The sequence below is a fragment of the Cellvibrio sp. ATLC23 genome (assembly GCF_057196725.1).
The window spans coordinates 303,560-319,820 of the sequence record NZ_JBXUOS010000002.1 but is presented as its reverse complement, the minus strand read 5'-3'; the positions used below and the strand labels follow the sequence as shown (position 1 = coordinate 319,820).

General features: G+C 47.8%; 9 protein-coding genes. All 9 read left to right on the top strand.

The genetic code is table 11. The features are described 5' to 3' along the window. The first annotated feature begins 69 nt into the window (after positions 1–69). On the top strand, positions 70–1,755 hold the full coding sequence (locus AC2CG4_RS04365; RefSeq protein WP_484485112.1) for a methyl-accepting chemotaxis protein: 1,686 nt from the start codon (positions 70–72) through the stop codon (positions 1,753–1,755). A 289-nt stretch (positions 1,756–2,044) separates the two neighbouring features. Then, positions 2,045–6,223, top strand: a complete 4,179-nt coding sequence (locus AC2CG4_RS04360; protein ID WP_484485111.1) for a bifunctional nitrate reductase/sulfite reductase flavoprotein subunit alpha — start codon at positions 2,045–2,047, stop codon at positions 6,221–6,223. Positions 6,224–6,419: 196 nt separating this feature from the next. Next, entirely contained in the window at positions 6,420–11,162 is a 4,743-nt protein-coding gene (locus AC2CG4_RS04355) for a DUF3320 domain-containing protein (protein ID WP_484485110.1), read from the top strand. Positions 11,163–11,201: 39 nt separating this feature from the next. Further along, positions 11,202–12,041 carry a hypothetical protein gene (locus AC2CG4_RS04350; RefSeq protein ID WP_484485109.1) on the top strand — a complete coding sequence of 280 codons (840 nt, stop codon included), beginning with the start codon at positions 11,202–11,204 and terminating at the stop codon, positions 12,039–12,041. Positions 12,042–12,168: 127 nt separating this feature from the next. Then, entirely contained in the window at positions 12,169–12,558 is a 390-nt protein-coding gene (locus AC2CG4_RS04345) for a hypothetical protein (RefSeq protein WP_484485108.1), read from the top strand. 226 nt (positions 12,559–12,784) lie between these two features. Further along, complete coding sequence (locus AC2CG4_RS04340) at positions 12,785–13,873, top strand: mechanosensitive ion channel family protein (RefSeq protein ID WP_484485107.1); 1,089 nt, start codon at positions 12,785–12,787, stop codon at positions 13,871–13,873. A 254-nt stretch (positions 13,874–14,127) separates the two neighbouring features. After that, complete coding sequence (locus tag AC2CG4_RS04335; protein ID WP_484485106.1) at positions 14,128–14,514, top strand: hypothetical protein; 387 nt, start codon at positions 14,128–14,130, stop codon at positions 14,512–14,514. Positions 14,515–14,659: 145 nt separating this feature from the next. Beyond that, a complete protein-coding gene (locus AC2CG4_RS04330; RefSeq protein WP_484485105.1) occupies positions 14,660–14,956 on the top strand; it encodes a helix-turn-helix domain-containing protein in 297 nt (98 codons plus the stop codon). Next, complete coding sequence (locus AC2CG4_RS04325) at positions 14,953–16,260, top strand: type II toxin-antitoxin system HipA family toxin (protein WP_484485104.1); 1,308 nt, start codon at positions 14,953–14,955, stop codon at positions 16,258–16,260. The genes AC2CG4_RS04330 and AC2CG4_RS04325 overlap by 4 nt, the downstream gene beginning before the upstream one ends. Position 16,261: the final 1 nt, after the last annotated feature.

The following is a 16,261-nucleotide window of genomic DNA, read 5'->3' as shown; positions in this document are numbered from 1 at the left end:
GTCAAAATAACAATATGTTATATATGCCTATTGCACAAATCACAATAAAGACTGACAGGAGAGCCGCTTATGGGTTCTGTATCGATGAAGTACAAACTGATCTTGCTCGGTTTAGTGCCCGGCATCGCGATTTTGGTGGTGTTGCTAACCTTGGTCAGTGCTCGCATGCAGGATGTTGTCGATAAAGATATGGGTATATTGCGCGACGCGTTGCTCAGCGCGCACAAAACCGAATTGCGCAATTCATTGGATATTGCCAGTTCTCTTATCAAAGCACTGTACGATGCAGCACCTACAGGCGATTCCCCTGAAAAAGAACAGGCCATCGCGCTACTGAAGCAGCTGAGGTACGGCAAAGATGGCTACTTCTTTGGTTACGATGGTGGTTCAGTGCGGGTGTTTTCTGGCAGTGATGGCGCGCGTATCGGCGATAGTTTCCGCGACTATAAAGATGTTAACGGTGTTTTTCTCATCAATGAGCTAGTTAAGCAGGGGCAAGCAGGGGGCGGTTTGGTCACCTACCATTTTCCCCGTTTGGGGCAGGGCGATATAGCCTACCCAAAGCTCAGTTACGCCATCTGGTTTGATAAATGGAACCTGATGTTAGGCACCGGTTTTTACATAGATAACATTGACGATGCGGTGAATTCAGCGCGAGCGCTGGCAGATAAACACATCCGCGCAACCTTGCTCTGGGTATTTGCCGCCGCTCTGATTCTGTTGGGGTTGATGGCGTTGGTAGCGGTCTACATCGCCAATAAAACACTGGCACCACTCAATGGATTATTGCTTAGCTTGGAAGATATAGCCCGTGGCGGTGGCGATTTAACCCGCCGCCTACAGCGTACCAGCGATGACGAAATCGGTGCAGTAATCGCTGCCTTTAACCGTTTTGTGGATTCCATTCATGGCATGATCCAGCGTATTCAACAGCTCACCTTGCAGGTCGCCACTATTAGCCAACAGGTGTCTCAAGATACCCATGAAACCTATCAAACCCTCGAGCAGCAGCGCGAGCAAACTCTGCAAGTTGCCAGCGCAATGAACGAAATGGCAGCTTCCGCAGTTGAAGTCGCGCGTAGCACCCAAGACGCCGCCGCGGCCGCTAATCTTGCCGAATCTACCACAAAAGATGCGCAATCCACGTCTGCCAAGTCCATCGATAATATTCAAGTGCTGTCATCAGAGGTGAGGCTTAATACCGAAGGTTTGCAGAAATTGCAGGAGGACGTAAATGGCATTGGTGCGGTGTCCGATACTATTCGCGGTATTGCCGAGCAGACTAATTTGCTCGCGCTCAATGCTTCGATAGAAGCTGCCCGTGCGGGCGAACAGGGGCGCGGATTTGCAGTAGTGGCCGATGAAGTCAGAGCATTGGCAGCGCGTACACAAGCCTCAACCGAAGAGATCCAAGAGATGATCCGGCGCCTACAAGCCAGTACCGCTGGCGCAAGCGAGTCGATCAAGCGCAGTTTGGTTAAAGGTGATGTCTCGGTGCAAATGGTCAGTGCCACCTCGGAGGCGCTTGGTGCTATTGACCAGCAGGTCAGCACTATCAGTCAGCGCGGCTTACAAATCGCCACTGCTGCCGAGGAGCAAACCCAGGTGATTGAGTCGATCAACCAAAGCATACATGCAATCGCCGATGCCACTGAATCTGCGGGTCGTTACGCCGAGCGCTCCCATCAATCGGGTGATGAGCTGGCTACCGTAGGGGCGGAATTACAGCAATTGGTGGGTCAATTTAAAACGTGAGAATGAGTTTTTTTGGTGCATTGGGATTCGATTGGTGGAGGATGATGGCGACAGCTCGCTGCTCTTGGTGCACCAATAAAAAACAAAATTGTGCCCGATCAATCGAAAATTGCATTTAGATGAGGCAAAAAAATGAGCAGGGGATTAATACGGTCTGTTGGGAAATAGTTTTTAGCGATTTGAAATTAAAATACTCTAATAAAATCAACATCTTGTGCGAAATTGGCTAATCTGCTTAGCCACTGGCATAACGCTTGCTAAACCCCTCCCAATGAGGAGTTGCTAGCTTATGTCTGATTCTGCTGTGAAAAAGTCCGTGCGTTCCGTGTGCCCATACTGCGGTGTGGGCTGCGGTATGGTGCTGGAAACCGACGGCACCAAGGTCGTTAAAGTCACTGGCGATAAAAACCATCCGTCCAATTTTGGCCGCCTGTGCACCAAAGGCCAGACCAGCGCCCAAGCGCTCACTAACTCCGGTCGCATGGAATCCGCCTTTGTGCGCGGTGAGCGCCGCCGTGACCCGGTGAAAACCCCTATGGCGCAGGCGATCAGCACCACCGCCCAACGCTTGCGCGATATTCTCGACCAACACGGCCCAGAGGCGATCAGTTTTTACGTATCCGGGCAGATGTCGATCGAATCCCAATACCTCGCCAACAAACTCGCCAAAGGCTTTATTCGCACCAACAATATCGAATCCAACTCGCGCCTGTGTATGGCGAGCGCGGGCGCGGGTTACAAGCTCTCGCTCGGCTCCGATGCGCCACCCGGTTCCTATCAGGATTTTGACCACAGCGATCTGTTTTTGGTGATAGGCGCCAACATGGCCGACTGCCACCCGATTTTGTATTTGCGCATGATGGATCGCGTCAAAGCCGGTGCCAAGTTAATCGTGGTTGATCCGCGCCGCACTACCACGGCCGATAAAGCCGATCTTTATTTGCCGATTAAACCCGGCACCGATCTCGCCTTTTTAAACGGCCTGTTATTTTTGCTCCATAAAAATGGCAAAACCGATGCCGATTTTATCGCCCAGCACACCCAAGGCTGGGAAAGTTTTCCCGAATTTTTGGCGGACTACACGCCAGAAAAAGTCAGCGCGATTACCGGCCTCTCCATCGAGTCATTAATTAACACGGCCGAGATGATCGGCAATGCCCCCGAGTTTATGACTTGCTGGACTATGGGTTTAAATCAAAGCACCCACGGCACCTGGAATACCAACGCGATTTGTAACCTGCATTTGGCGACGGGAAAAATTTGTCGCCTCGGCAGCGGCCCTTTTTCGCTCACCGGCCAACCCAATGCCATGGGCGGGCGCGAGATGGGTTATATGGGGCCGGGTTTGCCCGGTCAGCGCAGTTTGTTGGTGGAAAAAGATCGCGAATTTATCGAGCAGATGTGGGGCCTTGAGCAGGGCAGTATTAGCACCAAACTCGGCAAAGGCACAGTCGATATGTTCGAGCGCATGGTGGCGGGTGATATCAAAGCCTGCTGGATTATTTGCACTAACCCGGTGGCCTCAGTGCCCAATCGCAGCATCGTGATTGACGGTTTGCAAAAAGCAGAATTGGTTATAGCGCAGGATGCCTTCCTCGATACCGAAACAAATCGGTACGCCGATATTTTATTGCCTGGCGCGTTGTGGGCGGAAGCCGAAGGCGTGATGATCAACTCCGAGCGCAATATCACCCTCATGCAAGAAGCGGTGCAGCCGCCCGGTGAGGCCATGGCCGATTGGGAAATTATTGCCCGTGTAGCGCGGGAGATGGGTTTTAGTGAAGGATTTAATTTTACTTCTGCTGCCGACGTGTTTGATGAAATCAAACAAAGCTACAACCCCAAAACCGGTTACGATCTGCGCGGCGTTAGTTATGAGCGTTTGCGCGTTGATCCTTTGCAGTGGCCCTGCGCCGATGAAAACTCCAATCGCAATCCAATCCGTTATTTAAATAACGGCATTCATCAGCCGTTAAAAATTGAGGAAGATGGCAGCAAGCCGCAACTGCAATTTGCGACCGATTCCGGCAAAGCAACATTTCACCCCCGCCCCCATGTAGATCCGGCGGAAATGCCCAGCGCCGAATTTCCCATGGTTCTCAATACTGGCCGCGTTCAGCATCAATGGCACACGCTCACCAAAACCGGAAAAATTGCCACGCTCAATAAATTAAACCCCGGCACGTTTGTAGAGATTCATCCGCAAGATGCCGCTGAGTTGGGCATCAACAATAAAGACAAGGTGGAAATTCGCTCGCGTCGTGGCTACGCCATTTTGCCTGCAGTGGTGACTGACCGCGTGCAACCCGGTTGTTGTTTTGCGCCGATTCACTGGAACGATATCTATGGCGATAACCTCTGCATCAATGCAGTCACCAGCGATAAAATTGATGCGATTTCCCAGCAGCCAGAATTAAAAATCGCTGCAGTTGCGCTTAAGCGTGTCGAAGTCTTTGTAGAGGAGTCTGAATCTGCTGAGCATTCCGATAGCCATGATTACGATTACGAAATCCCTATGGCCTATGCGCCCATAGGTGAGGAAACCAGCATGACCTTGATTAAAACCTTCGCCGAAAAAATCGGTGTAGTAGAGGCAATAGCGCCGAATTTTTCCGAGGCCGAGCGCACTTATCTGGGCGGTTATATCAGCGGCTTGCAAGCCTCAGCAAAATTAATTTCTGCAGTGCCGGCACTACCTGCCGATGCACCGATTAACCCTCAGTATCGCACCTGGGTAAATGGTTTGCTCGCCGGTATGTTTAGCAGGGTGCTGCCCATAGGTGTTGGGGCAATGGGGGTGAGTGCCGCCGCCGCGCAAGCAAAACCCGAATTGTTGTTGCTCTGGGCATCACAAACGGGCAATGCGGAAACTCTGGCCGAAAATTTTGCGCAACAATTATCGGCGCAGGGCTGGGCGGTGAATGTTAAATGCATGAATGATTATTCACTAGAAAAATTAGCGGCCAATAAACTCGCTGTATTTGTTACCAGCACCTTTGGCGATGGCGATGCACCCGACAGCGGCGGCGATTTCTGGAGTCAACTAAATAGCGATGCAGCGCCCGCCTTAAACGATTTGCAATTTGCGCTTCTGGCATTGGGTGATTCCAATTACGATCAGTTCTGCGGTCATGGCAAAAAATTATTTGCCCGTTTGCAAGCGTTGGGTGCTAAAGCCTTAGTGGAACGCGTGGATTGCGATACAGATTTTGAATCGCCAGCGGCGCAATGGTTTGCTAAGCTCAGTGAGCAATTAGCTCCTTTAAACTCGACGAACAACGCCGCTGCTGCGAACCAGCCATCTACCATGACTGTGACTTCCACCAATTCGTCTGCATCTGCTGCTTATGGCAAAGCCAATCCTTACGCTTCGCGTTTGATTATCAACCAGCGCTTAAATGCGGAAGGTTCCAGTAAAGATGTGCGTCAATTCGGTTTTGATTTGGGCGATTCCGGCATCAGCTATGAAGCGGGCGATGCACTTGGCATCTGGCCAAAAAATTGCCCTGAGTATGTATTTGAATTAGAGCAATCACTGAATTTAAATTCGGCTGCACCGGTAGTGGTGGATACTCATGAAAAACCCTTGCACCAAGCGCTGCTGGAAAATTATGAAATTTGCCGCCCCAGTTTGGAAGCGCTAAATTTTATTGCGCAGCGCAGTAACAGCAAAGATTTACAAAAACTGCTCGATGCCGAACAGAAAGCTGAATTGCAAGAATGGCTTTACGGTCGCCAGTTGGTAGACATACTGCAAGAATTCCCGATTCGCGCCAGTATCGATGAATTAATTCCGCTGCTAAAACGATTACAACCGCGTTTGTACTCCATCGCCTCCAGCAGTAAAGCGCAACCCAATCGCATTGATCTCACTGTATCTGCGGTGCGCTACTCCCGTTTCCGCGATAGCAAAAAAATCCGCAAGGGGGTGGCATCTACCTTCTTGGCCGATCGCGCTGAAGGCGTGGAGGTTCCTATTTTTGTGCAGCCGAGCAAACATTTCCACGTACCGGAAAAAGGCGATACACCCTTAATTATGGTTGGCCCAGGCACCGGCGTTGCACCTTTCCGCGGCTTTTTACAAGAGCGCCAGGCGCGTGGCGATCAGGGTAAAAACTGGTTGTTCTTCGGCGAGCAACACGCGGCGAGCGATTTTTATTATCAAGATGAACTTCAGCAATTTCAAAAAGACGGTGTGCTCAATGAATTGAGTCTCGCTTTCTCACGCGATCAAACACAAAAAATCTACGTGCAAGATCGCATGCGTGAACGCGGCGCAGAATTGTGGGATTGGTTAGAGCAGGGCGCCTACTTCTGCGTCTGCGGCGACGCGAGCCGCATGGCCAAAGACGTAGACCAAGCATTGCGCGATATCATCCAGCACTACGGAAAATTCGACGAAGCCGAAACCGTAAACTACATCCGCAAATTAAATATGGATAAACGTTATTTGCGGGATGTGTATTAAGCCTCCGTTGTAGCCCTTTGCTCTAAATGCAAAAATCCCCCGTCAGTTCACACAACTGGCGGGGGATTTTTGCATCTAGAGCAAAATTGATTCCCTTCATTTTAGGTTGTTGCAAAGTAATCTTATGAAATTTGATTTAGTTCATATAGTTGTTAATATCGGGCAAATCTAAAATAGCGAATCAAAGGGAATCCGAATGGCCGAGTCTGTTGCAGTCAAGTTGGAAAAAAGTCGCCAGTCACTGCTTGATCTATCCACCCGAAACCGCCTTCTCAGCTTACCTACGCGAGCGACCGGTAAGATCTTGAATATCCATGACGAGCTAACCTCTGAGGTCTATAAAAGACTGGTCCTTGAGGGTAAGCACATGACCTTTTTGCCGGGGCGCATAGTGGAACAAGACCCCAATGAAGTGGCTCCAGATGACGAGAGTGGAGTGTCGCTGCCGCAACCGGATGATGAGGTAGACGAGAGTGGCCTTGCTTCCCGGCATAAAGATACCAAGCTCCAAACCAAGCTCGCCTCCGATAAACTCCAGCATCGTTTATTGGAGATGTATTTTGATGCGCGAACGTTTATCGAAGAGCAGGGCGTTAATATTTTGTATCTTGGCTTGGGCCAACTGAAATGGTTTGACCGCAATGTTCCCGATAAAGAGCGTTCAGCTCCACTGATACTAGTACCTGTAGCACTTGAGCGTAAAAGTGCGGCTGAACGATTTCAATTGATTTGGTTGCAAGATGATGCTTCTGAAAATTTATCGCTCGCCGCAAAATTAAAGGCGGACTTCGGGCTGCTTCTTCCAGAATTTAAAGCGGGGGATGACTTTGACCCGGTACTGTATTTAGACGAAGTCGCTAAATCCATAACCTCTCAAGAAAGCTGGTCAGTACAACCCAATGCAATGGTCCTCGGATTTTTCAGCTTTGCAAAATTTCTGATGTACCGCGATCTGGATCCAGAGACCTGGCCTTCCGATAAGCGCATAGATCAACAACCACTTATTTTGGCGACGCTACAAGAGGGCTTTCCGGCGAAGGATGCAATTTTTCCTGATGGCGTTCATGTAGACAAGATTATTCCCGTAGCGGAACAGCGCCATGTTGTTGATGCAGATAGCTCACAGTCTCTGGCGATAGAGGCAGTGCGCAAAGGTGAAAACCTGGTTATTCAAGGGCCGCCCGGCACCGGTAAATCACAAACCATTACGAATGTGATTGCCGCTGCTGTAGCGGATGGGAAAAAAGTACTTTTTGTATCTGAAAAGATGGCCGCACTTGAAGTGGTGTATCGCCGACTAAATGCAATTGGTTTGGGGCCAGCGTGTATTGAGCTGCACAGTAACCGAACCAATAAACGTCGTGTACTGGATGAACTGAAAGCAGCGCGCGATCTTGGTCGCCCGAAAATTGAACGTCGCGAAGAATTAATTCAGGAGCTTGGCAAAACGCGCGATGAATTAAATCGTCACGTTGCGATTCTTCACGCCCGTGTTAAACCGACCGGTATTACGCCGTTTAATGTCATTGGACAGTTGGTTCGTCTGCAGAATACCCGTCTGACGGGCTTGCCCACACTACTTGAAAAACCAGAGGTATGGAGTTTTGAAGACTTTCGGCAGCGCAAAACGCTTTTAAATGATTACCAGCAAAAGGCGCAGAAAGTCGGTGCCGCAGTTACTCATCCCTGGCGCGGTTGTGGCCACACGGCGTTACTGAAGCTTGATGCTGATCATCTGCTGGAAAAAATTCCCGCAGTACAAAAACACTTGGACGACTTACTTGCCGCGAGCGCAGTGTTGTCCCAGGTATTGGGGTTCGCATCTGCACAAACAGCGGCAGAAATTGAAGAGCATATTCATACCAGTAAATTGATTGGCTCCGCCCCTTCGCTTGACCGTGTCGCTGTTGCTAATGCTATTTGGAATAATGGCATAAGGGAGCTTGAGCAATTAATAGAAACGGGAACTAAATTTCAATCGAGTTACGGGCGACTTCAATCATTATTCGTTGAATCAGCGTGGAAAGAGGATCTGGACTCAGCTCGGCGACAAATAGCTGCAAATGGTGATTCACTATTCCGCTTCCTTATGGGCGATTATAGAAAGGCATTAGCAACAATCAAATCGCTCAGTAAAGACGCGCTGCCAAGATCAAAGCAAGAGCGATTGGCGTTAGTGGACAGCTTGATGGAGTCCCAGCAACTCCGTAAATCGCTTGCTGAAAAACAGAACCTTGGGCGTTCGGCATTCGGTTCGCTTTGGAGTGGCGAGACAAGTGATTGGCCCAAACTGGCAAACGTTCTTCGCTGGATGAAAGGTCAAGATGGTAATGGTCTATCCGAAAGTTTTCGAACGCTGTATTCGAGTTTGCCTGAGCCAGCGAAATGCGCACAACAGGGCGTGGTCGTCGCGCAACAATTGATATTGTTCCAGCAGTTATTTGGCTCCTTGGTTGCGGACTACAAACTTGATCTCACTGAAGCATTCGGCGTTGATACCGCTAACTCGGTGGCGCTTCTGGAATTGCAATCGCGATTAGCATCCTGGCTTGACGAGCAGGAGCGTTTATTCGATTGGATGCAATATCAAGCAATACGAAACCAGGCTAGGGAATTAGGCTTGAGTGAACTCATCGCGCAAACGGAAAAAAGTACCATTCCTCTTGAACAAATGATTGCCTATTTTGAACGTGCCTACTATGAGCGTCTGTTAAAAGGCCTGAGTCAAAACCTGCCGGAGATAGCTACGTTTGACGGTGATCAGCACACGAATAAAGTAGAGCGGTTTAGAGCGCTTGATAAGCAGCGCATCGAACTTGCGCGTGCTGAAACTGCGCTCAAGCATTTTGATCAAATCCCGAGAACCCTTGGTGGTATCGGACCAATGGGCATTTTAAACGGGGAAATTGCGCGCAAGCGCGGCCATATGCCTTTGCGAAAACTTTTCAAATTAGCAGGAGAGGCAATTCAATCTATCAAGCCCGTGTTTATGATGAGCCCGCTATCAGTGGCGCAATTTTTAGAACCGGGTTGTATTGAATTTGACATTCTTGTGATTGATGAGGCCAGTCAGATCGAACCCATTGATGCCTTGGGTGCGGTAGCACGATGTAAGCAAATTGTTGTAGTGGGTGATGATCGGCAGCTGCCACCAACGCGATTCTTTTCTCGTATGACCACGGAAGTTGAAACGTCGGAAGATGATGATGAATCTTTCGTGGCGGGCGCCGGTGATGTTGAAAGCATTCTGAGTCTTTGTATGGCGAGAGGTATGCCGCAAATGATGTTGCGGTGGCATTACCGCAGTCGCCATCAATCGTTAATTGCAGTCTCCAATCAACAGTTCTACAAAAGCGAATTATTTATTGTTCCAAGCCCGTACACGGCGGCAGCCGGCATGGGCTTAAAGTTCAACTACGTTCAAAATGGTGTGTTTGATACTGGCGGAACACGCGTTAATCGAGAAGAAGCAAAAGTGATTGCGAGCAAAATCATCGAGCATGCTAAAAATAATCCGCATCAAAGTTTAGGTGTTGCTGCATTCTCGCTGCAGCAAAAAATAGCGATTCAAGACGAGCTAGAATTACTTCGAAGGCAACATTTAGAGGTGGAACCCTATTTTAATGATCACCCTAATGAACCATTCTTTATAAAAAATCTGGAAAATGTGCAGGGCGATGAGCGGGATGTTATTTTTATTTCGGTAGCCTATGCACGAAACTCGTCTGGATATTTGCCGATGAAGTTTGGCCCCGTCAGCATGGATGGTGGTGAGCGCCGATTAAACGTACTCATTTCGCGGGCGAAGTTGCGGTGTGAAGTATTCTCTTCAATAAAAGCTGAGGATATTGATCTCGATAGAGGCAAAGGAAAAGGTGTTGCTGCGTTAAAGGTTTTTCTGAGTTACGCAGAAACTGGCAGGTTATCTTTAGCGAGTCGTGAAACTCGTGAAATGGATTCGCCTTTCGAAGAGGAAGTCAAAAGAGCGCTTGAAGCTGCTGGAGTAACGGTTCATCCGCAAATTGGGATTGCAGGGTTCTTTATTGATCTGGCCGTTTTAGACCAGGAAAACTCTGGGCGTTATTTGTTAGGCATTGAATGTGACGGTGCGAGTTATCATTCATCGCGATCTGCCCGTGATAGGGATCGTCTGCGCCAGTCAGTTCTTGAGGATCACGGTTGGATACTGCATCGCGTTTGGAGTACGGATTGGTTTCGACAACCGGCAAAAGAAATCAAAAAAATTCTTAGTGCACTTGAAGCAGCAAAAGTGGAGTTAACTGCTCGTCAGGAAAGAGATATTCAAAAAGATGCCGGTAAGGTTCAGGTCAATATTGTTGACCGTGAAAACCATTCCATCATCGATCTCACGACACTACAAAACGAGGCCAACAAATATCAGGAAGCTGATTTTGCCGTTCCCAAGCAAATGGAATTGCATGAGGTTCCTTTAACACAGTTAGCCAATATCGTTCGAAGAGTAGTTGAAATTGAGGGTCCAATACGCAGTGACGAAGTCGTGACGCGAATTAGAAGCCTGTGGGGGCTTCAACGTGCGGGAAATCGAATTCGTGATGTGTTAGAGGAAGCCAGGAAAATATCGCTAAGTGACGGCGCAATAATTGCCAGTGGCGAATTTCTGGATATACCCGATAGAAGTGTTCGTGTCCGCGATAGATCTGATATATCGTCCGCCAACTTACGCAAACCGGAATATTTACCTCCGCAAGAGCTCCAACAAGCCATCAAACAGGTGCTTATCGAAAATCTGGGAGGGAAAAAAGACGAAATCCCGTCGGCGGTAGCGAAGAAACTAGGTTTCACTGTAGTGAGCGCACAGCTGCGAGAATTGATATTGGATAATCTGATGCAATTACACAGCTCTGCGCAGGTCACGATTACCTCGGGCGACGTTTTTCGTGTTTCAACGAACAGTTAATCTTTCATAAATAGAATAATTATTGTTAGGAGCATGTTCATGAAATTCGCAAAATATTGGTCGGAAGCATCTGTGCCTGCGGACGAAAAAATATTTGGTACTAGCACTTTATCTACATGGGGTGCGTCCAATGAAAGCCAGCAGCAAGCAGGCGTTAACGCGATGGAAAGAGCCGCTAAACTTGCGCAGCTTGTTAGCCGTGGGTTCGATGCACTGCGCGAATATGAATATTGGAATGGTTATATCCGCGAAGAAGTACTTGATGAAATTAAAGCTGCAGATGGCCGTTTGTTAGGTGTTCTTACCCGAAATAATTATGGTGCGATTGTTCTCAATGCACCTTCTGTTTTCTTTGGAGATATAGATGTAACCGCAGAAACTTTCTTCTCAAAGTTGCTTCAATTGTTTGGCAAGCCAAAAAAAGATAAAGCTTATCACCTTGCGAATATCGAACAGTTTCAAAAGCAAAATCCCCACTACACCATCAAAGTCTATGAAACCTTTGCGGGGCTGCGTGTTGTTATTGTTAATCGTATATTTGAGCAGGATTATGCGGCAGTGAATTCACTGTTTACGTCGCTGGGTGTTGATCCTCTTTATGTCACTCTGTGCAAAGTACAGTCCTGCTATCGCGCTCGCTTAACACCTAAGCCATGGCGTATCGGTGTGGATCGGCCTTTATTCAGATTCCCTCGCCATGAACAATATGAGCTAGACGGTTTTTCCGAATGGTTAGCAGATTATGAAGTGGTCGCAAAAACTTATCGCACGGTTAAAGAGATTGCAGTTTTAGGAAGTGATGCAACTCATCCAGACGTTGCCCGTGTGCTGGAATGTCATGACCAATATGCTTGCATCGGCGGAGAGGGATTGGCCTAAATTGCCCGTTACTTCTAATACCCCGAACAGCGGCTCGTATCACGAACTAGTTTATGTTAGCCGTGTCATAATCCGTGCCGTTGTAAAGGCAAGTCTTCCAAACATAACTACATAGGAGTCAGAAAAGATGAAAAATAAAACCTTTACCTTATCGGCCAGTGCTATCGCGTTGTTTATGCTGCTGGTTATTTCCCCACTGTCGTTTGCAGAATCCAACGCGATTGCCACCATGGCAAAAATTCTTAACGAACTGAATCACTATCCTTCTGCCGACCATAAAGCAGCCTTGGCAGCGATTAGTAAAGACGAAGCCAACAGCGAAGCCACTCGCGCCATTGCTCAGGCAATCCACAATGTGGAGCATTCGCCCAAGGCGGATGATGTCGCGGTGTTGAAAACTATCGCTGCAGCTGAATCTGCAACAGATGCGGAAAAGCAGCTGGCCGAAATTGTCATGACTCTGAATCACAGCGTGAGTGCAGAAACTAAAAAAGCGCTGGAAGCATTGGCTCCGTAAAAATTCACCACAAGCGCTAACTCGCGTATCGCTAAAAAATCCCCCTCCGTTCACAATTGTGGGGGATTTTTTTTGGGTTAGAAATAGTATTCAACGTGATAAGGGGTTGTTGATATAGGCTATATTGATCCGCAGGCTTTGCAATCAAGTACAAACTCTTGCACATTACTGCTGTATTCAGAGATTAGTCGCTATCGGTGGTTATTCGCTATAACAAGGATTAAACATGTCACTCGTCAATTCTATGGTTGAAGCTGTTAACACATTTGCACCGTTGATTGGCGCTACGCTGGTTGTTGGTGTAACGCTTTGGCTTGCGCATTTGCTACTCATCAAGCGGCATCAAGAACTGGGCAATGAGCGACTCTTTCCGCGCCAGCTGATGATGCTGGGGCTTACTCTTGCGGGAATAATAGCGATAGCATTGGCATTGCCGGTCAGTGAAAGTTCACGCAATCAAGTTATTGCGTTGATCGGTTTGGTTATTTCGGGTGTGCTTGCATTTTCGTCCAGCACGATTTTTATCAACATCATGGCGGGCACTATGTTGCGCGTAACCAAACCGTTTCGCACCGGTGATTTTATTGAAGTGGGCGATTTTTTCGGGCGTGTTGTTGAACGCGGTTTGTTAGATACAGAAATACAAACTGAAAATCGTGAGCTGGTTGCATTACCCAATACCTTTTTAATTACTAATCCTATCTCAGTTACGCGTAGCTCTGGCTGTATTGTCTCGACCACTTTGTCTTTGGGTTACGATATCCATCACACGCGTGTGGAGTCTTTACTGCTCGCCGCTGCCAAGCACAGCGAACTTGAAGACCCTTTTGTACAAGTCTTGGAGTTGGGCAACTATGCCATCACCTATAAAGTGAGTGGCATGTTGTCGGATGTTAAAAGTTTATTGACTGCGCGCTCCATGTTGCGTTGCAATATTTTGGATTCACTGCACGGTGACGGTATAGAAATTATGTCGCCCATCATTATGAATCAGCGCCCTATTGCAGAAGATTCTAAAATGATTCCATTAGGCAAGGGGCAGCAGCTAGTGAGCAGCCGAATTCCAGCTGAAACCTTAGTGTTTGATAAAGCCGAAAAAGCTGAGCGATTGGAAAAACAAAAGCAAAAGCTGCAACATAAAATACAAACTGCCAAAACAGATCTTGAAAATGCGACAGCAGAAGAAAAAGAACATATTCAAACGATAATCAACAGCAGCCAGGAAGCACTAAAAGAACTTAATGGTAATGGTCTTGATTCTCCCGTAAATCAAACTGCTTCCGCTGTAGACGCTACGCCAGAAAAAAATAATTGAGTTATTGTTTTTCGTCTTTTGAATGTGTAATGGTCGTTAATTAATTTCCCTACCAGAAGTGCTGGCGGGGATTTTTGATTATTGAATAAATTTGTTAGGCATGGCGGCCCAGCTTACAAAAAACGAAATTCTGTTCTGTACAGCGGCTCACATCACATATAAGTTCATTCAGGCCGTGTCATAATCGGCGCCGTGCTTATATTCTAGCTTTTAATCATGCTTTTCCAAACATAACAACACAGGAGCTAATAAAGATGAAACGCAAAACCTCTACCTTATCCGCTGTTATCGCGCTATTTACGTTATTAGTCATCGCCCCACTGTCGTTTGCCGAATCCAACGCGATTGCCTCTATGGCAAAAATTCTTACCGAATTGAATCACTACCCCTCTGCCGAGCAGAAAACAACACTTGCAGCGATCAGTAAAGATGAGAGCAATAGCACTGCCTCTCGTGCAATTGCTGAGGCCATTCACAACGTTGCACATAATGCCAAGGCCGATGATATTGCCGAGTTGAAAATCGTCAGTGAAGCAGAACCCACAACCGAAGCGGAAAAACAACTGGCGGAAATTGTGATGAATCTGAACCACAGCGTGAATGCAGAAACCAAAAAAGCGCTGGAAGCCTTGGCGAAGTAACAAGCGGCGCACCCGCATAAGCCCGAAAATCCCCCGTTAACTGGCGTTAGCGGGGGATTTTTTATTGGTCATAAAAGACCAATTATTTGATATTATGTGCTATAGTTGGTCAAATATGACCAATTGATATCGCTGGGATAGTATCGTGTCTCTAACGCATATGCTTTATTCACCTGCTGAGCTTGCACGCTCCCTGGGGCAAAATGCTAGGCAGTTGCGGCTGGCCAGGAACTTGTCGCGCAAGACGCTGGCAGAGCTGTCGGGCGTTTCTGAATCCTCCATCAAGCGCTTTGAAGTGAGTGGTTCAATTACCTTGGAGTCTCTGATTCTGCTTGCCGCTGCGCTCGACCAGCTCGCTCCTATTTCCGCACTTTTTAAACCAGAACGACCAAGCTCAATTGCTGAATTAAAAAATGCCAGGCGCAAGAGAGGGACAAAATGACAACACAAGGAAAGCGACAAAAATTTAAACCGACGGAAAATCTGGTGGTATCAATTGCTGGAGCAATAGTAGGCGAATTGTATAAAGTTGATGGCAAGGGTATTTATTTTGTCTACGACAAAACCTGGCTTGCACAGGGTTTTAATTTATCGCCTATCACCATGAAATTTGACGATAAACCCCAGCTTGCCGCGAACCTGCAAACCTTCAACGGCTTGCACGGCCCTTTTGCGGATTCGCTGCCTGATGGTTGGGGGTTATTGCTAATGGATCGTTTTTTTAACGCAACATTTGGTGACGGCACCGCGCGCACTGCAACCATGTTGGATCGTTTGGCCTACATAGGTGATCGCGGCATGGGTGCGTTTGACTATCACCCCAAAGCCGAACACTCGGAGTTAAGTGGTGCGCTCAGTATTGCCGAATTATTTACGGCATCGCAGCAGGTTTATACCGGTGAAACTAAGGAGGTGTTAAAACAATTACGCATTGCGGGTGGCTCACCGGGTGGTGCGCGACCAAAAGCGGTAATTGCGCTTTCATTGGATAAACAAGAAGCCATTTCCGCATTTGGTGATATTCCTGCAGGTCACGATCACTGGATAATTAAATTCAGAGCAACTGATGAGCCAATTGAAACGGGAGCCATTGAATATGCTTACGCGCAAATGGCGCGCGCGGCAGGTGTTCAAATGGCGGAATCCATTCTGCTCAAACAGTCTATGCCTAATGGGCAGGCCGAACGTTTTTTTGCGACCAAACGTTTTGACCGCGAAGGCGATAAGAAACGGCACATGATGACCGTGGCTGCGCTCATGTACGCTGATTTCAGAGCGCCGACCATGGATTACAGCGACCTGCTAAAACTAACGTTTGTGTTAACAAAAAGCGCAGCCGAAGTAGAAAAAATGGCGCGCCTTATGATCTTTAATGCGCTCTCGCATAATTTTGATGACCACACAAAAAATTTCGCATTCCTCTGTAATGAGCCGGTACAAAAAGGTGGGTCAGCCCACTGGGTTTTCGCCCCCGCTTACGACATTACATTTTCCCAAGCGCGCGGCGAACACAGCACTGCTTTCAGTGGTCACGGCAAGCCCACTCGAAAAATAATCAACGAATTATGTAGTGACTATAAATTCTTGAAGCCCAATGACTATATCGATCAAACCTTGGATGCATTAAAAAACTGGCAGACAACATTTACCAACGCCAATATTCCTCATCAGGCAGGTGTTGGAATATTTTGCACGCTTGAGCAATTGCATAAAGATTTTGAAGGGCAGGCTACGCGTAAGCGTTAAT

Coding starts and splice junctions, on each gene's coding strand:
- AC2CG4_RS04365 (WP_484485112.1), top strand. CDS start 70: ATGGGTTCTGTATCGATGAAGTACAAACTGATCTTGCTCGGTTTAGTG.
- AC2CG4_RS04360 (WP_484485111.1), top strand. CDS start 2,045: ATGTCTGATTCTGCTGTGAAAAAGTCCGTGCGTTCCGTGTGCCCATAC.
- AC2CG4_RS04355 (WP_484485110.1), top strand. CDS start 6,420: ATGGCCGAGTCTGTTGCAGTCAAGTTGGAAAAAAGTCGCCAGTCACTG.
- AC2CG4_RS04350 (WP_484485109.1), top strand. CDS start 11,202: ATGAAATTCGCAAAATATTGGTCGGAAGCATCTGTGCCTGCGGACGAA.
- AC2CG4_RS04345 (WP_484485108.1), top strand. CDS start 12,169: ATGAAAAATAAAACCTTTACCTTATCGGCCAGTGCTATCGCGTTGTTT.
- AC2CG4_RS04340 (WP_484485107.1), top strand. CDS start 12,785: ATGTCACTCGTCAATTCTATGGTTGAAGCTGTTAACACATTTGCACCG.
- AC2CG4_RS04335 (WP_484485106.1), top strand. CDS start 14,128: ATGAAACGCAAAACCTCTACCTTATCCGCTGTTATCGCGCTATTTACG.
- AC2CG4_RS04325 (WP_484485104.1), top strand. CDS start 14,953: ATGACAACACAAGGAAAGCGACAAAAATTTAAACCGACGGAAAATCTG.